General features: G+C 61.4%; 15 protein-coding genes and 1 tRNA gene. 8 read left to right on the forward strand and 8 right to left on the reverse strand.

The window, feature by feature from the left end; translation table 11 throughout:
- Positions 1-10 precede the first annotated feature (10 nt).
- The 3 genes from BLR13_RS24775 (at position 11) to BLR13_RS24785 (ending at position 2080) form a co-directional block, all read left to right on the forward strand.
- Complete coding sequence (locus BLR13_RS24775; RefSeq protein ID WP_244524936.1) at positions 11-856, forward strand: SDR family NAD(P)-dependent oxidoreductase; 846 nt, start codon at positions 11-13, stop codon at positions 854-856.
- A gap of 51 nt (positions 857-907) precedes the next feature.
- A complete protein-coding gene (locus tag BLR13_RS24780; protein ID WP_074818476.1) occupies positions 908-1687 on the forward strand; it encodes an esterase/lipase family protein in 780 nt (259 codons plus the stop codon).
- A gap of 183 nt (positions 1688-1870) precedes the next feature.
- Positions 1871-2080: a hypothetical protein gene (locus BLR13_RS24785; protein WP_143039674.1), complete on the forward strand. Its 210-nt coding sequence runs from the start codon at positions 1871-1873 to the stop codon at positions 2078-2080.
- A gap of 36 nt (positions 2081-2116) precedes the next feature.
- Here BLR13_RS24785 and BLR13_RS24790 read toward each other — a convergent pair whose 3' ends face one another.
- The 4 genes from BLR13_RS24790 to BLR13_RS24805 form a co-directional block, all read right to left on the reverse strand.
- The gene (locus tag BLR13_RS24790) at positions 2117-2962 is read right to left on the reverse strand and encodes an HD domain-containing protein (protein ID WP_074831137.1); all 846 of its coding nucleotides are present in this window, start codon (positions 2960-2962) and stop codon (positions 2117-2119) included.
- 111 nt (positions 2963-3073) lie between these two features.
- Positions 3074-3265, reverse strand: coding sequence for a hypothetical protein (locus BLR13_RS24795; protein ID WP_074818469.1), 192 nt, complete (start codon positions 3263-3265; stop codon positions 3074-3076).
- Positions 3266-4189: 924 nt separating this feature from the next.
- Entirely contained in the window at positions 4190-5053 is an 864-nt protein-coding gene (locus BLR13_RS24800; RefSeq protein ID WP_074818466.1) for a tetratricopeptide repeat protein, read from the reverse strand.
- A 99-nt stretch (positions 5054-5152) separates the two neighbouring features.
- The gene (locus tag BLR13_RS24805) at positions 5153-5809 is read right to left on the reverse strand and encodes a FecR family protein (RefSeq protein ID WP_074818462.1); all 657 of its coding nucleotides are present in this window, start codon (positions 5807-5809) and stop codon (positions 5153-5155) included.
- A 304-nt stretch (positions 5810-6113) separates the two neighbouring features.
- On the opposite strand from BLR13_RS24805, the gene BLR13_RS24810 reads away from it, so the two are divergent.
- Positions 6114-10274 (forward strand): Ig-like domain-containing protein, encoded by a 4161-nt coding sequence (locus BLR13_RS24810; protein WP_143039673.1) that lies wholly within the window; start codon positions 6114-6116, stop codon positions 10272-10274.
- A gap of 484 nt (positions 10275-10758) precedes the next feature.
- On the opposite strand, the gene BLR13_RS24815 is transcribed toward BLR13_RS24810, so the two are convergent.
- Complete coding sequence (locus BLR13_RS24815) at positions 10759-13812, reverse strand: AAA family ATPase (RefSeq protein WP_074818457.1); 3054 nt, start codon at positions 13810-13812, stop codon at positions 10759-10761.
- A 503-nt stretch (positions 13813-14315) separates the two neighbouring features.
- On the opposite strand from BLR13_RS24815, the gene BLR13_RS24820 reads away from it, so the two are divergent.
- Both BLR13_RS24820 and BLR13_RS24825 read left to right on the forward strand, forming a co-directional pair.
- A complete protein-coding gene (locus BLR13_RS24820) occupies positions 14316-14504 on the forward strand; it encodes a hypothetical protein (protein ID WP_143039672.1) in 189 nt (62 codons plus the stop codon).
- Between the two features lie 47 nt (positions 14505-14551).
- Entirely contained in the window at positions 14552-15280 is a 729-nt protein-coding gene (locus tag BLR13_RS24825) for a sulfite exporter TauE/SafE family protein (protein ID WP_074818452.1), read from the forward strand.
- Between the two features lie 592 nt (positions 15281-15872).
- Here the strand turns inward: BLR13_RS24825 and BLR13_RS24830 are convergent.
- Positions 15873-15948 (reverse strand) — tRNA-Ile (locus tag BLR13_RS24830).
- Between the two features lie 82 nt (positions 15949-16030).
- Complete coding sequence (locus BLR13_RS24835; protein ID WP_074818449.1) at positions 16031-17014, reverse strand: Bug family tripartite tricarboxylate transporter substrate binding protein; 984 nt, start codon at positions 17012-17014, stop codon at positions 16031-16033.
- A gap of 110 nt (positions 17015-17124) precedes the next feature.
- On the opposite strand from BLR13_RS24835, the gene BLR13_RS24840 reads away from it, so the two are divergent.
- On the forward strand, positions 17125-18090 hold the full coding sequence (locus BLR13_RS24840) for a TAXI family TRAP transporter solute-binding subunit (protein WP_074818446.1): 966 nt from the start codon (positions 17125-17127) through the stop codon (positions 18088-18090).
- A gap of 69 nt (positions 18091-18159) precedes the next feature.
- Here BLR13_RS24840 and BLR13_RS24845 read toward each other — a convergent pair whose 3' ends face one another.
- Positions 18160-19383: an ABC transporter substrate-binding protein gene (locus BLR13_RS24845; protein WP_074818444.1), complete on the reverse strand. Its 1224-nt coding sequence runs from the start codon at positions 19381-19383 to the stop codon at positions 18160-18162.
- A 184-nt stretch (positions 19384-19567) separates the two neighbouring features.
- On the opposite strand from BLR13_RS24845, the gene BLR13_RS24850 reads away from it, so the two are divergent.
- Positions 19568-20680: a molybdopterin-binding protein gene (locus BLR13_RS24850; protein ID WP_074818441.1), complete on the forward strand. Its 1113-nt coding sequence runs from the start codon at positions 19568-19570 to the stop codon at positions 20678-20680.
- The last annotated feature ends 9 nt before the right edge of the window (positions 20681-20689 follow it).

Raw genomic sequence — 20689 nt, forward strand, 5'->3', positions numbered from 1 at the left:
ACGCCGGTCCTTGGCCTTCACGGCGATGCAATTGTTCCAAGGCAACAAACGGAGCGGTCCTGTGTCAACGAAGGAAAATGAGCGCCAATGTGCGCTGGTGACCGGCGCCTCCGGTGGTATCGGCCTGGAACTCGCGCGCGTTCTCGCAGCCCATCGGTTCGACCTCGTATTGCTTGCGCGCAGTCGGGACAAGCTGGAGACCCTGGCGGGCGAGCTGAAGGCCGATCATGGCGCCAGGGTCACGGTTGTTCCTGCGGATCTGAGCGAACCGAGTGCGCCACAGGCCGTATTCGACACCCTGAATGACGCGGGCATCCAGGTCGGCCTGCTTGTGAACAACGCCGGCCTTTTGATCGAAGGCCGCTTCGGCGAACTCGATCTCGAGGACGAGCTCCGGTTGTTGCAGGTCAATGTCTTGGCCATGACGGCGCTGACCCGTCTCTTCCTCCCGCCGATGCTTGAAAGGAAACACGGGAGAATTCTCAACGTCGCTTCGATTGCTGCGTTCGTGCCGGTCCCGAACCTTGCGGTCTACGCGGCGTCGAAGGCCTATGTGCTGTCGTTCGGAGAGGCGCTGTCGCAGGAATTGAGCGGCAGCAAGATTACTCTGACGACCTTGTGTCCGGGCGTGACCGAGACCGGAATGGTCCAGGGGACCAGCCTCGCAGGCATGCCGAGGATGATGATCATGGACGCAAAGTCGGTGGCGCAGGAGGGGTATCGTGCCTGCATGGCGGGTAAACCGGTCCACGTTGCCGGAATTGCAAATGAGCTGGCCGTCCAGTGGGTCAAGTATCAGCCGAACTGGCTGATGCGGGCGGTCGGCGGTCTTCTTGGCAAGGGCCGTGATGCGTGAGGCCGCCGCTGACCGGCGTCGGGGATAGGGTCTGGCCCAGGGAGCAGGACAATGAGCCGGGATGATGAAGACGTGGTCAGTCCACCCTCGCTGGGCTTGTTCGCCGCCGAAGGGCGGGGACTGCTGGATATTCCAGCGCTGCTGGCTGTGGCGCCGCTCCTGGCCGCTGCGCCACGAGGGCAGTCGCATCCGGTGCTGGTTCTCCCCGGACTGGGCGCCGACGATCGATCGACCATCGCCATCCGCAGTTTCCTCAAACATCTCGGCTACAACGTCCATGGCTGGGGCCTTGGCCGCAATGTCCGTCCCCCGGACGCAGACCTTTCGACAGTGGTCTCACAGGTCACCGAGCTGAGCGAGGCATCCGGTTCGGCGGTCAGCCTGGTGGGGTGGAGCCGCGGCGGAATCATTGCCCGCGAAGTCGCACGTCAAGTTCCCGATGCCATCCGCATGGTGATCACGCTGGGGAGTCCATTCGCGGCACCGGGCGCGAGCAACGTTCGCGCCATCTGGACACTCCTCACGGGCGAGAAATATCAGCCTCCGAGCCACGAGCGGGTAAGCCGGCTGGCGCAACCGATCCCGGTGCCGTCGACGTCGATTTACACCCGCGACGACGGTGTGGTCGCCTGGCGCGCGTGCCTCGAGGTCGAGGGCGACCGGCGCGAGAATGTCGAGGTCAAAACGACCCATATTGGGCTCGGCTTCCATGCTCCGGCGCTGTGGGTGATTGCCGATCGTCTCGCTCTGCCGGCGGGGACGTGGAAACCGTTTCGTCCGAGCCCAATGGTGGCGGTGTGGTTTCCGCGCTCGGGCCGGGCGCGGCGGTAATCAGGCTCCAAGGTGTGAGGCATTGCTTCCGGGCAGCCCGCTTCGCATCAAGTGCGTTGCTGCATGGGTTGATCCAGTGACCTGCAGGGTTGACGAGATGAGCACCGCCGTACCGTGAGTCTGCAGTTCACTATCCTGATGGTTCTTTACGGACAGCCGGAAGGGCGTGCGAGTCTCCAGGACTTGAAGCGGTATGTCGCAATCCTGATGACCAGCGGCCCCGACTGGGCCGAACGGATGAAGGGCCTTGCCGCTCGCGCCCCGCGGCTTGATATCTTCGGACAATCATTTGTCACCCGCGACCGGGACGGCTGGGCAATCACCGAGGCAGGCAAGGCGTTTCTTGCGGCGATCGAACGGCCGATCCGGGATCAGGCGCCTGCTCCGGACTGACATGCGACCGGCTCTGGGCGGGGGCGATCCCCTTCGTCAGGGCTGAGGTCCCATCAAGCGGTAACCGTGTTCGGCGCAGTGCACGTGATGATGGAGATTGGCGATCCATTGACGTCCGGAAGCAGTCAAGTTCAGGTATTTGACGCCCTCATCCAGATGCTTGGAAACGCTGTTCCAATAGAATCCCGGATACTTGTCGATGAGATCGGCCGGTGACGAGTACCCGAGTTGCCGATTCATGCCGATCTCTTCGAACTCGCAATAGAGCGCATTGGCCTTGCGCGAGTACATGGGATCGCCAAGCTGCCCAATGAGGTCAGCCGCCTGCACCAGCCGCGGCTCCAGGTCGTCCTCCGTCGCGCTGTGATCGAGCTGGCAGGGAAAGCGAGTAAACTCGATCGCCCTTACCACGCGTTCGGCGTCGATGACCGGTGAGCTTCCGAGCCGCTCCAGGGCGAAAAGCTTCGAACGATCGACGTGATAGGGCGTGAGCGCGGCGTCCGATGCGCCACGGGTGAGAGTGATCCGTTTTCCGCTTCGATCCACAACGAATTCGGTCTCCGAGTCACCGCTCAGGACGCCCCGCACATAGCCGATGTCGTGCAGCAGGCAGGCGATGATGAGATGACTGTAATCGGCAGGTTCGATACGGCGGGACAGCGCCAGGCCGTGGAGAATATCGCGTCCCACCATCGTGACCAGCATGGTGTGCTCGAAATTGTGGTAGAGCGCATCGCTCCTTCCGAGGCATTCGATCGTACTTCGCGCCAGGGTGCCAAGCCGTTCAGCCTGATCGTCGTGGGCTCGGCCGAAAGTCTGGCGAAAATCCCTCGCCAGGAACAGGCCAAGCTTTTTGGCAGTCGATGCTGTAATCGCTTTCATGGACGACTCCAACCGCAGCCGGATCAGCGCAAACGCGCTCCCTTCGCCCGACATGGACAGGGAAGTCGTTTGTCGAGAAAGCCGGCGTCGTTATGCCGGCCAATCAGGAGTTCAATCGTATACCCTGTCTACATCGCAAGCCATCAGGGCAGTTTCGGCCAGATTGACAAGATCGACGCGCAGGTCGGTAGTGGTTCCCTGACCAAGAATGCCCTGCACCGTCAGCTCCGCCCTCAGAGCTTCGATCATACGTCTCAGGCGCCGATGGTGCATGGTTCTGTTACCCTTGCCGCCGTTGAACATCGTACCTCGCATGCCCCTTTATTCCGGTTGAGATCGGTGGCTGCCGAATCGATCTCTCTCAAAGCCGGCTCTTGTAAGCAGATCCTCCAAATCGGAACGGCCGTTCATGGCCCGAGCTACCGTGGTTCGCGCCGAGCGAATGCACCGTATTGCTATGGCACCCGTGCGCAGATGGCCGTCAAAGCACCTGCTTCCTCTGAAGAATCTTCCCATGCGTGAGGGTGCGCGAAAGGTGCGATCAGACCGGATCAGGAGTGAATTTAGGACAGTACTTGTGCCGAAAAATCCGGACGGCATCATCGACACCGCGAGGGGCGTAGATAATCGTGAGGCCGAAGCAATGAGGCCAAGCTGCGTATCGCTCAGGCCCCATTCCTTGCGAATCGGATCGATGACGACGGCAGCGGTCGGAGAAGTTGAAATCGCCTTCAGGAACGTACCGGGCTTGCCTTCGCGGGAAAGGCGCGATCCCCCAGCGATGAGGCTATTCCCAAGGTAGATCGTGCAGCGGTGTCAGGCCTCGCATTGTTGAGGCCCTCTATTGCTTTGCAAGCGCCGCCGCGGCAAAATGGCTGTTTCGTCAAGTAGTTGATCCCATTGGTGGGCCCGGCAGGGCTCGAACCTGCAACCAGCCCGTTATGAGCGGCGGGATATCGACCGGCCTCGTTGATTTTACTGCGGGTTTGTTTGATTTCGATCGCGTTCGTTGCGTTTCGGTGCGGTCGTTTCTGGCGCGAAACTGGTGCGGTGCCCCCTGAGGGCTGAATGCCCAAAGTCTCTGTGCTTGTGACTTCTGCGTCCGGACTAAAGCGGACGATCGCTGGTTCATCGAGGTCGGTCTTGGGCCCAATAGCGGTCCTTGAAGGTTGTTCAGAAAGCAATACGCGGCGTTGAGAATGCCGTGGTCGCCGCGGCTGGTGGTCCCTATCGCGCGCCATAGCGCGTGAAGTCGTCGCCTATGTTGGCCTGGATTGTCTTTGCCGCAGAGATATCGGTATCGCCGCCAGCTTTGTCGCCCTGCTTGAGCTTGGCAAGCCCGCGCCCATAGAGCGCGCTCGCCAGCTTAGGGTCGAACCGCAGTGCAGAACTGTAATCATCGATAGCCGCGGCAACCTGGCCCGTCTTCAGGTAGATCAGACCACGCGAGTCATACGTCGCGATGTTGCTCGACCCCGACTGAAGCGCCTTGTTGCAATCCACCAGCGCCGCCTGCAAGGCGCCGAGGATGGCTCGAGCCCAGCAACGTCCGTTCCATACGCCTTCCAAATCGGGCTCAAGACGAATTGCCTCATCGTAGTCCCGCGTCGCGCGATCATATTCATTCTTTTTCAAGTAAGCTCCAGCACGGTTGGCGAAGGCTTCGCCGTAGTTGAATTTGAGCTTGATTGCCTCATCGAAAGCTTTGATCGCAAGATCGTATTCGCCCTTCTTCAAGTAAGCCACGCCGCGGTTGTTGAATGGCTTGGTGTAAGTTGGATCGAGCTTGATCGATTGATCAAAATCCTGGATGGCGCGGTCGTAATCCCGCTTTGCGGCATAGGCATTGCCACGATTGTTATAGGCGATAGCCAAGGTAGTCGTCGTCGCGCCTTGGCGCGCGATGAGCGCCGTGCAACCATCAATGCGAGCTTCAAACGGCGTGTGATCCAGGCCGTTGCATAACTCAATATTCCCGAGATAGTTATCCTTTGGCTTCGGGTTCTGCGCCGCCGCAGGCGACCCGAGCAACAGCAAGATGAGAATCGGCGCTACGCCGTTGATGGTGCCGGCCTTTGCACGAATTTCCATATCAGGCTTCCCGATCTTGGGAATGTGCGGTCGCTGATTTCTGCAAGTCGCCGCCCTGCGCCGGATGGCTGCTTGCACTGACGACGGATCGCGATGAACCTAGCACCCTCGACAGATGTTGAGATTGAACTTGTGATCAGCCTTTTGCTCGGGTTGCTGCGCCGTGGGTGCACCTTGCCGTTTCATAAGCTTACTCTTGCCCTCTTCAATAAGAGTGGCAAATTTGACCGTCCCATCATCCGATATTTCGATGCGCGGCGTGGTTCCTCGAATCCCCATCGTTGCCACCGGGGTGTCGACCCTCATGTCGCCGGTCTTCGCTATGTTGCCGGCGACAAAGGTGAATGTTCCCTTCGTCAGGCTGAGGAAGCTCGAATTTGACTTCCCGTTTGGGTCGTACACGAATTCGGTCAAGGTCATGTGGGCGTTGCTCGATAGATTGAACGAGGTACCATCGGTAAAGTTGATCCCGACCCGGCCATCGGCGCCGGTCTGGACCACGTCGCCCAAATAGACGAGATCACCAATCTTCGTCTGACCGGCTTGACCGGCGACATTTGCCTGAATGACCACAGCACCCGCATGTTCGATTGTGATCGAACCCGCGGCGGTCACAACTTTCCCAATCGGCTTTGGTGCGGAATCCTGAACGGCGGATCGGCCAGAATCGCTTTGCGCCTGTCCTCGACAAGGCAAAAGACTGGCTAGCGCGAAAACGAAACCTGCCACCAATACGCTAATCGTATGTGTGCGCATGATCCTCTCCTTCTCGCGAAGATATTGTCGTGCGGCAGGCCGATGGTTGCTGACCGCCGAGCAAGACCGCAATAACCCAGACTGAGTACCTCTTCTGGAGACCGGCGTGCCGCCATTAAGACGTAGACAACTCGGGCTCAGACAATAGTATAATATCGTGAGGGCGGATATCGCGGCAAAACGACAGCAGTCCTGCCATGTCGACGTCGCGCTTAACGCGTCTCCTTTCTGTTGGAATTGGAATTGGATCAGGTCGTTTCGGCGGGCCAGCCTAGAGTTGCAAGCACCAAGACATTTTGACCTCGTGGCGCTGGGCAAGCCAAAGCAAGAAAACTTCGGCACTACTCTCGGCACTACTCCAGGCCTGAGCTACTCAGCAGGCGAGGTCGAAGCCAATGTTGCGTCCGGCGTGGAGTTCGGGGGCGCGTGCATGGCTGCTGTGGGCAAGCTTCCCCAAGTGATTGGCAACATTCAGACGGCGATCGGTTGCGGCACCATCAGGCGTGCGAGCGGCATTGCCGTTCAAGTCATGGTTGGCGATCCTGTTTGCCAGGGTGACGTCATCGAGACCGCAGCCGACGGGCGGATCGAAATCCGCTTCATCGACGGCACCGTGTTCAACCTGTCCCGCGACGCGCGCATGGTGCTGAGCGAATTCGCGCGGGACTCCAACGGCATCTTGCAGTCGGCCCTGTTCGCAGTAACCAGAGGCACCTTCGCTTTCACTGCCGGCCGGTTGGCAAAGACCGGCTCCCTGACGGTGGACACGCCTGTTGGCAGCATTCGCAGCCGGGCCCAGGGCGCCGGTATCGGCATCCTATCATTTGCGGCACTGATCTTTTCATTCATGAAGGAGGCCCAGGCCGCGGACCCGAATGTCACATTCTTGGATGACGACACCGTCACATACAAAGACCTCGAGCACGGCGTATTCGAGCTCATAACCAAGGAGGCGATCCCGCGACACATCATTGTTGAGGATCCCGGCGAGACGATTGTCTTGAGCAGACGAGGGTCCTCGGTCAGCGTGAGCGAGGTCGCGAATTCTCCTACTCGAATGCAGGAGTTGCAGGCGGCCCAACAGGACGTGCTCGCCAACTTTGCGAAAGGGCTGGGGCCAACCGGGTCCAGCACACCTCCTTTCGTCAATCCGCAGCAGTTGCTGCAGCCTATCAATTTTATTCAGACTGACCCCACCCACCCGCAAAATTCGCTCTTTTCGTTAGAGCCGGCGGTCTTCGCGGCACCTGAGGTCTTGATCATACGTCCAACGCTAGCGATCACCAGCATCGGCGGACAAATCAACGTTGCCGAAGACGACATCATCAATGCCGCCAAAGCTGACGCCGGGGTTGAGATTACGGGCGCAACGTCGGGTGTGGAGGACGGGCAGATCGTCAAGGTCTCCATCATCGATGGTTCTAACCACGTCGCTTACAGCGGTACGGCCACAGTCAACGGCGGCAGCTGGTCAATTGCCCTCAGCCCGGCGGAGGCCAAGGCGCTGGCTGACGGGATCTACACGCTGACAGCGGAGGTGTCGAATGCGACCGGCCATTCGGCGGATGCCTCGCAGCCGATCAGGGTGGACGAAACCCCGCCGACGATCGCAATCGATCCCGTTGCGAGGAACAATGTCGTCAACGCCGATACGGCGAGCGCCGGGTTCGTCATCGTCGGCACGACGTCGGACGCAGAGAATGGCCAGCCGGTGACGGTCAGGATCGTTGACGGCTCCGGCCACGTCGTCGACACATTCGTCACCACGCTGACGAACAACACCTGGTCAATCAGCGTCACCTCGACCGAAGCCAGGCTGCTGCATGACGGCAGCTATACGGTGACGGCGGACGTCTCGGATTCGGCCGGCAATACGGCGCTAGAAGCAACTCAAGCGATCACGGTCGACGAGACGCTGCCGGCGGTGACCTGGTTGCCGCCGGCTGAGAGCGGCATTGAGGGCGCGGCGATCGCACTGGGCACGATCACGGCGATCGCGAACAGCCTGCCGGGCCACAGCAACAGTGTGCAGTCGCTTGTGGTGAGCAGTATCCCGGTTGGAGCGGTACTTACCGACGGTACGAATAGCTTCGTGGCGGCGAGCGGCAGCACCTCGGTCGATGTGAAGAGCTGGACTCTCTCAAGCCTGGAGATCACCCCGCCGAACGACACCAATTTCACTCTGAGCGTCACGGCGACCGACCAGGATGCCAACACGGCGAGTACAAGCGAGTTGGTGACGGCCGCCCCCCTGGCGCCCACCCTTAATCCCGTCGCCGCGCAGGGCAATGAGAACACGGCGATTGCTCTGGACCTTGGCGCGACGGCCCGGAGCCTGTTGGGCGCCAACGGCGACGCGTCACCCAACAGCCTCGCCGCGCTTCTCGTGAGCGACATCCCGGTGGGCGCCACGCTGAGTGACGGCACCGGCTTGCCCGGCCATAGCTTTACGGCGACCGCAGGTAACACCGTGCAGGACGTGGCCAGCTGGAACCTGTCGAGCCTGACGATTACGCCCCCGACGGAATTCGAAGGAAGCTTCACGCTGACGATTGCGGCGACCGAGCGCGATTCCGAAGGCGACCTCAGCGCGACAACGACGGCAACCACGGTCGTGACGGTCGCCCCGGTTGCCGAACCGCCGACGGCAACCGGGCCACCGACGCTGACGCTCAACGAGGACGCCACTGGCGTGGCGGTTGCCGGGGTAAGCGTTGGGCCGCTGGCGGAGGACACCGACGATACGGTGAGCGCGACGCTGACGGTATCGCATGGGACGCTGCATGTCTCCGGCACGAGCGGCGTGACGGTGAGCGGCGACGACAGTGCGGCACTGACACTGTCGGGCAACGCGGCAGCCGTGAACACGCTGCTGGCCGGACTGACCTATACGCCGACCACGGAGTACGAAGGCTCCGACACGCTTGTGCTGTCGGTGACGTCGAGCGACGGCGCGAGCACCTACCCGGCGCCAGCCAAAGCCTCGACCGCGATCGAGATCCGCGACGAGGATGATGACGGCGATTCGGCAAGGGTATTGCTGACCGTCGCACCCGGGACATCGGCGCTGAACCCCGTGGCGGGCGCCACAGAGACCGTGAACGGCTCCGGATCTCTGACGGGGACGGCGAGCGCGCTCTCGGCCAGTCAGACTTTCACGAGTTCGCCGGCTACGGGCGCGGCCGGTAACGGCACCTCCCCGATGACGGCGACCGGTGTGTGGGCCTACGCGCCCGACAACAACAGCGTGGTAAACCCGCTCAATACCGGCGGCACGCTGGCCAACATGATCATCGCTGGACTTGGTGCGGACCTGCTCAAAGGCGGCAACGGGAGCGACACTGCCGTTCATTCGCCCGTAGCTGTTACCGATGCGGCCCAGTTCGACACCATCACGGATTTCGTATCGGGGTCCGACAAGATCGATCTGACGGCTTTTGGCTCACTCGCCTCCGCCATCCTGGCTTTGACCTCCGCAAGCACGTCCGTGCCGGCGCACACCATCGCCTGGCTCTCCGACAGCAAGGCGAACCAAGCGCTTGTGTATGTCAATCCGACCGACCATACGCTCAGCATTGGCGATTCCGGCCTGGTGGCAATTCATTTGCCGGGTGTGGCGGATGTGCACTTGTCGGATTTCGTGCTCACGACGACGACAGCGACGATCGTGGCCCCAGCCAGCGACCCGATCGATCACGCCGCCACACCCCAAGACGACGCGACGATCGTTGCAACGACCACCGCCGCCGATGCGTCCGACACGAAGGTCAGTAACGACGCGCTCTTCGCCGACGGGGATGGGACGGCGCAAACAACCAGAATCCACCACAGCTTCGATACCATCAGGGACAATATTGACGCGATCGACGATGCCAAATCTGCCGGCTTCGCCGTAGGCTGGATGCCCCCGACTGAAAACAGCGTCGACGGCCCGGCGATAGCTCAGCCCAGCGGACTATCAATCCAACTGACACACGTTGCTATGGTGGCACTGATGCAACCGAGCTTCGCGTTTGACCAGAAGCCGGTATTCGACAATGCCAAACCGATGGCGATCGACCAGGGAGCCGCGATGGCACCAGCAAGCGGTGACTATGGCGCTGCAAAGCCCAACGATATTCCGGCGTCGACCGACCCTCACGAAGACGCCGCCGTGACTCACGGATTACTGGCGATTTCAAAGGGCGCAGAAAGTCCTGATACGCCCGGGGACTCCTTTCATTTCAAGAACGATATTTCCAGTCCGAAGGGTTCAGGTCTGATTGGCGTTGCAGAGCTCGGCCAAATCCCAGCGTCGATTGTGCATCACGAAGACGGTGCTGTAACTCAGCTATCGCCGGCGATTTCAGTCGGAGCGCCGGCGATAGAGCTGCCCTCGCCGGGGCAACATCCGGATCACCATCTCGTTCCAGACCATGCGCCACGCGCTTTCGTTGCCCATCTGCCGCACGATCTGATCGTATAACGCCATGAGTCGCGGCGGGAGTCTGCTATGGATCTGTTGGCCGCTTTTGCGATAAAGCCGCCGAATCTACGATCGAGGGGAGAGACCGTAGTCAGATCGAATGCGGAGCGGTAGTTTGCGGACTGCTGGATTAGGGCAACGAGTAACGGAGCGAGGCGTCTCTGGTGCGATGGCCCAAAGGGCGGCGAAATGAAAACCTGATACGCCTCTCAGGTCGTTTCTGGTGCGAAACTGGTGCGGTTCATCTGGAGGCCGATTACCCGAGGTTCCGTGTTTAAGAATTCCGCTTCCGGCTCAACGCGGACAATCCTTGGTTCATCGAGGTCGGCCCTGGGCCCAAAAGCAGACATCAAGTGCGGATGATGCGCGTGCACTTTGAATGCGAAGCCGGCGTTCGCTTTGGCGGTACTTCCAATGCGACGCACAACCCCGCTGGCCGGTATCGAGGACGTCAGTCTCAAACGCGGACGGCAAGCCCCGTCGGCTAAGCGGGCCGCGGAGGCAGCGAGGTCATCGCTTCCAGTTGCGCTGTTCGCGTTGCTAACACAGCGAGCAAGCTCTTGTGCAGGCGATCCTCGGGTTCGAAATTTTGCGCGAGCCTTCGGACGGTCTCGACAAATCGCAAGCGATACGTCGCTGCCCTGTCGACGTCTCCGTACTTCGCGAAGATCTCGGCGGCCGTGCGGTACACCCGCCAGGAAGCGATCGGGAAGTCAGCATTGTCGACGATCTCCAGCGCGCGGGACAGGTGCAACTGGGCCTCCGCTGAATCACCTAAGCCAAGCGCCGTACGTGCGAGCAGTCCGTGGGCCTGGGCCAGGTGATTGAGATCTGGAGCCGATGCCACATAGTCGTGGAGCTGGCGTGCACAGCTCTGAGCCTGCGCAAAGTCGTCAACCTGCAAGTAATATTCGCCAAGGCAATGATACACCTGCGTCGCGGCGGTAAATTCGATGTCGATGCCTTCTTCATGCCTGCGGCGCTCAATATCGTCAAATTGCCTGCGAGCTCCCGACGGATCGTTCAGGCCGACATAGGCCTTCGCAAGGACGGCCCGCTTGTGGAAATACGTCGACTGATCGCCGACCAGCAGACTATCGTCGACGCTTTCGCAGAGTTCCCGGGCTCCATCAAAATCCATCGCTTCGACGTGCAACCACGCAAGCGTCAGCCGGCACAATGCGCTGCTGGGGCCGTTCGCGTTCCTGACGGCCAGTTCGAGGCCGGCCGTGATTTCACGTCGCAATTCGCGCCATTCGCCCAGATGAATGAGCGCGATTGATTCAAGAACGTTGAACAGAACAAAAGTGTAAACGTCGCCAGCCAGACGCGCCAATCGCTTTCCTTCCGTGCCGGCGCGGCGGCAATCCTGGTACCGCGACCTCCAGCAATCAACGATACCGGATATTCCATTGCGTCTGATCAGGATGCCATAGTTCGTGGCACTCGCACTCAGCTCGATCGCCCTGTCGCAGAGCGTGGCGTCCTGTTTGCGCCAGCCGTTGAGGAACAGGTTGACGCTCGCGCTGCTGCCCTGGACCAGGGCCTTGAACGTGTCGTCTGCAAGCGCCTGACTTCGCGACAGTACGTCTTCAGCGGCCTCAAGGCAGGCGTGGCGATCCACGCGCAAGCAGAGACTGCTCACAGCCGTGAGGCCGTTGAGCTGTTGCTTGATCTCGCCCGCCTGTTCGGCGCAGGCAATCATGTCTCGCAGATCACGGATGGAGCCGACGAGGTCGCCGCACGAGCGAAGAGCCCAGCTTCGCTGCCGCAGAAGAGCGACGCGGGCTGAGAATTCGTCGGCAGCATCGAAACGATCAAGTATGCCAAGCGCGCGGGTGAGATAGCTTGCGGCCTCCGCATGGCCGAGGCGTTTCGTCGAGCTCTCTGCCGCTTCCCGGAGGTAGCGCAACGCGCTCGGAAATTCGCGACCCTGCTCAAAGTGAAGTGCGAGCACGGGCGCTATTTCAGGGGAGCGGCCGGCATGGGCCTCCTCCAGCCTCTTGCCCAAGCGCTTGTGCGTTTGTGCGCGGTGTCCTGGCGGCAGATTCTGGTAAATGATATTCTGATAGAGAATGTGACGGAAAGCGTAGGAGCCCGAATATGTTCCATCGGGCCACTCGGAAACCCCCGAACGAACGAGGACATGATCCTTCCGGACCAAGGCTTCGATGTCCCTTTCAACGTCGATCGCATCATCGGACAGGCCGGCTGCAACGAGAGCCGCGGAAAAATCTTCGCCGGCAACGCTGGCGACATCGAGCAGACGTCGTTCGTTGTCGGTGAGGCGGTCGAGCTCATGGCCGATCATGTTCAAGAGGCTGTCCGGAATGCGATCTTGAGCAAATGCCGCCTGCGAAGACAGGCGCCATCGGCCGTCCGTTTCGACGATCGACTCCTGGTCGATGAGGTGTTTGAGCAGCGAGGCAACGAACAGAGGGTGCCCCAGCGTCCGCTCGAATACCGGCTTTGACAGGCTCGAGGCCAATTCCGCGTCGTCGAAGCGCAATGCGAGATAGCGCTCGACCTCCGAGTGCGACAATCGATCGAGGCGCAATTCGCTGCAACATCCATGAATCTCGAGATCACGATGCAGGCGACGGATCGGATGCCCGTCCACGGCGCTGTCGGCTGGACGATAGGAGCAAAGGGCCAGCACGCGCGCGTTGCCGTTCCCGCGCGCGAAGCGAGACACCACGTCAAGCGTCGCGAAGTCGCTCCAATGCAGATCTTCGAGAACGAGGACCCACGGGCGGCCGGCGCTCAGCGCTTCCAGAAGATCGCAAAACTCCCGCAGCATCCGCTCGCGCGTCGCACCGAACACTTCATCCTGGAAAGCCGCGCGTTCCGATGCGTCGATGACACCTGGCAATTGCAATATCCAGGTGGGCGCGTGCGCGCGAACGGCCGAAATCAGTTCCGGGCCGTTCGCCCGATAACGGTTCACCAGCGCATCGATGAGTGGCAGGAAGACTTCGTCCGTTCCAAACCGTTCGGTGCAGCGCCCATAGAGCAGGTCGAAGCCCTGTTCCGTCAATCGCTCGATCGCCTTGGCGATGAAGGCCGTCTTGCCGATCCCGGCTTCTCCCGTGACAAAGGCCATTTGCCGTTGACCGGACAATGCGTGCCGCGTCATCCGGTCGATCGTCTCGAAGGGGGCTGTCCGGCCGACCACCAGGCTGGATATCTCGACCTTCGGAGGTGCGACCGCGCTCTCGACCTCCCTGGCTGCTTCGCGCACCGTGCCGATAAAGCGCACGCCTTTGCGCGGCAAGGTCTTGATTAGTCGCTGCGCCTCGCCGGAATCGCCTATTCCCGTGCGAGCTGCGTTGATGCGGGTGGTAAGCGCTGACTCCGAGACGATGCGACCGCCCCAAATTGCACCGATCAGATCGTCCTTGGTCACCACCCGGGCTCGGTGGCGGATCAGATACTCGAGGAGGTCGAAAACCTGAGGCTGCAACGGAATCGGAGATCCGTCACGGCGCAATTCCCGCTGGTCGGTGTCGAGGACGAAATCGTCAAATAAATACAGCAAAACAATGCCTTCGCAGGAGCGGCGAGGTGGATATTCAACCGGCTCGCGGGCCCGAAATCAAGGACACCCTTCAAAAATCAAGGAAACGATAAGGACAAGTTAAGCTCGCGTTAAAGCGCGGCCCGACGCCCCGTTCGATACTTCCAGCGGCATCCCGTCACTCACATAAGGTGTTCGTGTCATGCGCATGGAAGAAAAGGCACGGCGCCTCACTCGCGTGTTCTATGGGTTGTTGTTTCACAAGATGTTTCAGTCGATCGCGGCATCCTTCGTACCATTGTTTGACAGCAGAGCTTCAACCAGGAGTGATGCGTCATTTTCAGCGAATTCGGTTGTCGCCTCCGAGAGTTCTTCTCGAAAGGAAGGCTCGTTTGGGCGCCTCCTTCAAGCGCTGCACTATTCGCGACGGCTGCAGGCAGAGCGCACCCTTCGACAGTATCGTCGCCTGATCGACAATAGGTGGCACCAGTTTGACTCTCGATCAGATGTTGGAGGAGGTGACAATGTCGCTCTGTGAAAAGTCGTCCGAACGCAAACTTCAGATTGCGGCACCGGGCGAGAATAGGCTGCTGGTAACGATCGCCATCTGCTTTGTCATTCTGCACATCCTTGCGGCCACGATATTGACCTCCGCCCGCCAGAGCGACGCCAGGGTAGCGGCCGAGCCGCCCAGACTGTCGTCCGGGGACTAATCGCCAAGCCGTTATTCGGGGATCTTATCCACCGGGAGGGTTCGCTCATGGGCGACATTGCGTCGTTCTGCCTGCTCAGTATCGCCGTGTTTTGCGGCGCCTTCGTCTCGGGCCTCGCGGGCTTCGCCTTTTCGGCGGTGGCCGGCGCGATTCTCCTTCACGTTCTCCCACCACTGGAGGCGGTCCCGCTGATGATGGCCTGCAGCATCACCGTGCAGGCCGCGAATCTTTGGGCGTTGAGAAAAAGTATCCGCTGGAAGCAGAGCTCGGTATTGGTCGTGGGCGGATTGCTTGGCGTTCCGATCGCCGTCTGGTTGCTGCAAGCTGCAGACGCGCGGATCTTCAGAGAGAGCTTTGGTCTCGCCATCGCCTGTTATGCAGCCTACACGTTATTCCGGCCGGTGCTTTCTCGTCGCCTGCAGATGAATGTGGGGCGCAATGTATTAATCGGCTTCGGCGGCGGCTTTGTCGGCGGGTTGACGGCAATGCCGGGTGCAATACCGACCATATGGTGTGACATCCACGGCGTGCCAAAAACTGAGCAGCGCGGGCTGGTTCAGCCTTTCATTGCTGCCATGCAGATTTTCGCGCTCGTGCTGATGCTGTTGCAAAATGATTTGTCTTCGAAGGTCTTGGTTGAGTTCGTCGCCAGTATTCCGGCACTGTTTGCCGGCGCGGCGCTAGGGATTTTCGCTTTCCGCTGTGTCAATGAAGCGTCGTTCCGGCGGATCATCCTCACCATGTTGCTATTTTCTGGATTGCTGCTGGTCTTGTAGTTACGCCAGTCGCGCCTCTGGTTACAATGGCAGCCATTCGAGTACGTGCGGGCTCGCTTTACGTCGGCATCGGGGTCAAACGGTGACCCGCTTTGATAGGGGCTTCAGCGAACGCCGAGGTGGTGGCCAGTAAGAGATGCCGCTGCGATCACGCAACGCGCGAGCCGGTGCAACTTCAATTGTGGGCTAAGGATTTTGCCTGCGATCGCGCCGAAGAGCCCATTGTCGGGCAGGGCCATGGGCGTTACCAATAGCGCGATGATGGAATAGTGCCGCTGATTTGCCCGACGTGTCAAAATGTTTGTGCTGGATCGCTCAAAACATCGATGCCAGCGACCACCGGCTACTTTGCATGGGGTTGTTTTCGATATTTTGGTTGGGGGCGGCACTGCTGCCGGGAAGCATGGCTTGCCGAGCCGTAGCTCGCGGGCAGCGCCCGCCTACGCCCAAGAGGGCTTCGGCGCGGCAGCCTTCACTCGCTTCGCGAGCGAAGGAGGGTGGCTTGCCTAGCCGTAGGTAGCTCGCGGCAGCGCCCGCCTACGCCCAAGAGGGCTTCGGCGCGGCAGCCTTCACTCGCTTCGCGAGCGAAGGCTGGTGGGCCCGGCAGGACTCGAACCTGCAACCAGACCGTTATGAGCGGCCGGCTCTAACCATTGAGCTACAGGCCCCGCCGCAAGCGGCCGCGGGGGAGCGGCCGGCAACGGTGCCGGCATCGTTTACAGGCCGGATGGCGATCCGGCAATGCCGGGCTTAATCGACCGAAACCCCGGCGAATTCCACCACCTTGCGCCATTTTTCCGTCTCGTCGGCGACCAGTTTGCCGAACTCGGCGGGGGTCATCGGCTTCGGGATGCCACCGACCTCGGCGAGCCGGGCTACCAGCTTCGGGTCCTTCAGCGCCTCGGCGATCGCCTTGTTGAGGACGCCGATGATCTCGGGTGGCGTGTCCTTGGGCGCCGAGATGCCGTAGAAGCCGACCGATTCGAATCCGGGCACGGTCTCGGCGATGGCGGGCACGTCCGGTACGCTGGGCCAGCGCTTCGGCGAGGTGACGCCGAGCGCGCGCACCGAACCGCCTTTGGCCTGTTCCAGCGCCGAGGGCAGGTTGTCGAAGATCAACTGCACCTTGTTGGAGATGATGTCGGGAAAGGCGATCGCAGATCCCCGATAGGGCACATGCACCATGTCGCACTTGGTCATCGCCTTGAACAGCTCCGCCGACATGTGCACCGAGGTGCCGTTGCCCGACGACGCGTAGGAGATCTTGCCGGGGTTCGACTTGCAATAGTCGATGAACTCCTGAACGGTTTTCACCGGCATCGCGTTCGACACCACGAGCATGTTGGTGAGCTGCATGATGCTCGCCACCGGCGTGGTGTCGCGGATGAAGTCATACGGCAGCTTCTTGTACAGCGAGGTCGAGATCGCGTTGTTGGGAGCGACGAACAGCAGCGTGTAGCCGTCCGGCGGCGAGTTGATCGCCGCGGCGGCGGCGATGTTGCCGCCGGAGCCGGCGCGGTTCTCGACCACGAACTGCTGGCCGAAATGGTCCGACAGCCACTGGCTCATGATGCGCGCCACGATATCGACCGGGCCGCCGGCGGCGAAACCGATCAGCCATTTCACCGGGCGGTCGGGGTAGCCGGCGGCGGAGGCGGGCGTTGTACCGGCCGAGAGGCCGCCAATGAGAGTTAAAATGCAAACCAGCAATGCTTTGCGCAAATATTCGATCATTAGGCTTCCCGTCATTTTCTTGTTACGCTTGCGGACATGCTTCCATAAATCCCCGCGCTTGCCTACAACCTCGGCTGCGGTCATTCAGCACGCAACGCTTGAGGCCAACCATGAAACTCGCTCATATTGCCTGGGCCGGCATGCTTCTGCTGGCAAGCGGCGCAGCGGCACAAGATGGAGACAAGGCCATTACCAAGACCACGATCAGTTTGGGAACGGCGACGCCCGGCGGCGGTTTCCCGCTCTATGGCAACGCCTTTGCCGAAGTCATGAACGCCGCCGATCCGACACTGTCGATCGAGCCGCGCAACACCAAAGGCTCCAACGAGAACATTCCGCTGCTCGAATCGGGCCAGCTCGATATCGGGCTGGTGGCGGGCGAGCCTTCCTACGAAGCCTTCATGGGCATCGGGCGGCCGGCCACCAAACTGAAAATTCTCACCGCGATGTATTCCAGCCCCGGCATGTTCGTGGTGCGCGCCGACAGCCCCTTCAAAACCATCCGTGACCTCGTCGGCCAACCGGTCGCGTTCGGCGCCAAGGGTTCGGGCTTGCCGATCCTGTCGCGCTATATGCTCGACGGCATCGGGTTGAAGCAGGATGAGGATTTCAAGTCGATCTATCTCGACCGCGCCGGCGATGGCCCTGCAATGGTGCAGGACGGCCGCGCCGCCGCGCTGTGGGGCGCCGGCATCGGCTGGCCCGGGTTTGAGGCGATGGCGAAAGCGCCCGGCGGCGCGCGATTCATCGTGCCGGACGCCGGCGAGATCGCGCGCATCCGCGCCAAACACACGTTTCTCAAGCCGTTGACTGTTCCCGCGAACAGCTACCCGAACCAAACCGCCGCGATCGATTCCTTGGGTTCGTGGAGCTTCATCCTGGTGCGCGAAAACCTGCCGGATGACACAGCCTACCAGCTGGCCAAGACGCTGCACGGGATCGAAGCCGCGCTGTGCAGGAAGCTGCCGCAGGCCTGCGAGACCACGGCCGCGAACACCGTCGCCGCCGCGCCGAACGTCGGACTGATCCATCCCGGCGTAATCAAGTATTTGAGAGAGATCGGGGTGGCGAAATAGGGCGAATAGCGAATGGCGAGTAGCGAATGGATTGCTCCACTCGCTATTCGCCACTTACCATTCGCGCACTTATTTTTTCGCCATCGCGCAGGCCGGATCGATTGGGCCGAACGCTTCCTCGCCCGAGATCTTGGCGAGGATCCTGTAGTAGTCCCATGGATATTTGGACTCTTCCGGCGTCTTGACCTGCACCAGCATCAGGTCGTGGACCATCAGATTGTCCTCGCGCAGCTTGCCGTTGCGGGAAAAGAAATCCTCGATCGGCTTTTCGCGCATCTTGGCCGCCACCTTGAGCGGTTCGTCGGTGCCGGCGTCCTTGACGGCGTTAAGGTAGGTCGTCACGGAAGAATAGACGCCGGCCTGCCACATCGTCGGCATCCGGTTCATCTTGGCGAAGTAGCGCTTCGACCATTCGCGGGTCTTGTCGTCCATGTCCCAATAGAACGACGTGGTCAGCAATAGGCCCTGCGCAGCCGGCAGCCCGAGCGAATGAATGTCGGTGATCAGCGCCAGCAGCGCGGCCATTTGCTGCCCACCCTTGAACACGCCGAATTCGGAGCCGGTCTTGATCTCGTTCATGTTGTTTGGCGGGCCGGCGGCGATGCCGATGATCTTGGCCTTGGAAGCCTGCGCCTGCAGCACGAAGGACGACAGGTCAGGGGTGGCGAGCGGCGGCTTCACCGAGCCCAGCACCTTGCCGCCATTGGCGGTGATCACGGTCGAGGCGTCGCGCTCGAGCGAATGACCGAACGCATAATCGTCGGTGATGAAGAACCAGCTGTCGCCGCCGCGCTTCACCACGGCCTGCGCGGTGCCGACCGCGAGCGCGCGGGTGTCGAACACCCACTGCATCGCGTAAGGTGAACAGTACTTGCCGTGGAAGTCCGCGGTGCCGGTGGAGTGGGTGATGAACAGCTTCTTCTTTTCGTTGGCAACGTTCTGCACGGCAAGGCCGACCGCCGACACCGGCACGTCCACGATCAGGTCGACCTGATCGACGTCGTACCAGCGCCGTGCAATGGCGCCGCCGATATCCGGCTTCAACTGATGGTCGCCGACGATCACGCTGATCGGCTTGCCCAACACCCTGCCGCCGAAATCGTCGACCGCCATTTGCGCCGCCGTCACCGAGCCCTGGCCGGTCGGCGTCGATGCCGGGCCGTTCATGTCGGTGAGCACGCCGATCTTGACCAGATCGTCCGAAACTTGCGCGAAGGCCGCCGTCGATGCCAGCATCGCGACCGCAAGCGCACCAAGCCTTGATAGATTCCTGGAGTGGTTCCCGGCGAACATCCTGTCTTCTCCCTGAGCACGGCACATTGGCCGCGAGTACTTGTTTCGGCGGCTCAAAAGGCGCCGATTGGTCCCATTTGCAACTATTCGAAAGCCCGCGTCAACTTGGCCGGATGTATGAGACGGCGGCGGCCGGGTGCCCGGTTCTATTTATTTCCGGTTCGATTCAGGGCATAGGCGGGCGATGACCCCGAACCAGCGCCTGCCAGCTTCGCTTACTCCGCTCGATGCGGCGCTGACTGCGTTGCTGGACGGGCTCGGACCGGTGCCGCCGATCGAGCTTTCGCCCCATGAAGCGCTGCGCTGCATTGCGGCCGAAATGCCGCCGATCGCCGCGCACCCGCCGCACGACATTGCGGCCACCGACGGCTTTGCATTGCGCGCCCGCGATCTCGTCGGCGCGTCCTCCTATTCGCCGGTGCCATTGGCCGCGGTGCCGGTCTGGGTCGAGGCCGGCGAGGCCATCCCTGGCGGTTGCGACTGCGTGCTGGATTCCGATTCCGTCGATGTCTCGGGGCCGATCCCACAGGTGGTGGCGGAAGCGATTCCGGGGCAGGGGGTGCGTCGCGCCGGCGAAGATATTGCCGCGGGAAGCCATGTCGTCGAGGCCGGGCGCCGCGTCGTCGTGCGTGACCTGCTGGTGGCCCGCGCCGCGGGGATCGAGCGGCTAATGGTACGGCGTCCGCGCGTCCACATCGTCAATGTGCCCGGCGGTACGGTGACGGCCGATTGGATTACCGAAAGCGCGCGGACCGCGGGCGCCGACGTTGTGACTCTCACAGCGACGGCGCGCGATGCCGGATCGATCGCTGCTATGATCGACACCAGCGCCTGCGACTTGCTGCTCGTTGTCGGCGGCTCCGGCGTCGGCAGCGCCGACGCGACCGTGACGGCGTTGGCCGGGCGTGGCGAGGTGTTCGCGCATGGCATCGCGCTGCAGCCCGGCCGCACCTCGGCGGTCGGCCGCATCGATACCACGCCGGTGGTCGTGCTGCCGGGCGCGCCGGATCAGGCGTTCGCGGCGTGGTGGACGCTGGCGATGCCCGCGCTCGATCGCCTGTCAGGCCGCCGGCCGCGCAAGACACTGAATCTGCCGCTGGCGCGCAAGATCGCCTCCGGCGTCGGCATCGCCGAGATCGTGCTGCTCGAACGCGAGCAGGGCGCCTGGCTCACGCTGGCGGCCGGCGAATTGTCGCTCGATGCGATCGCCCGTGCTGAAGCCTGGCTCGTGGTACCCAGCGGCTCGGAGGGCTTTGCGGCGGGCGCTGATGTCGATGCCTATATGTTGCGGGAGTGATAGGAACTT

Source organism: Bradyrhizobium ottawaense (assembly GCF_900099825.1).
Taxonomy (GTDB): Bacteria; Pseudomonadota; Alphaproteobacteria; order Rhizobiales; family Xanthobacteraceae; genus Bradyrhizobium; species Bradyrhizobium ottawaense_A.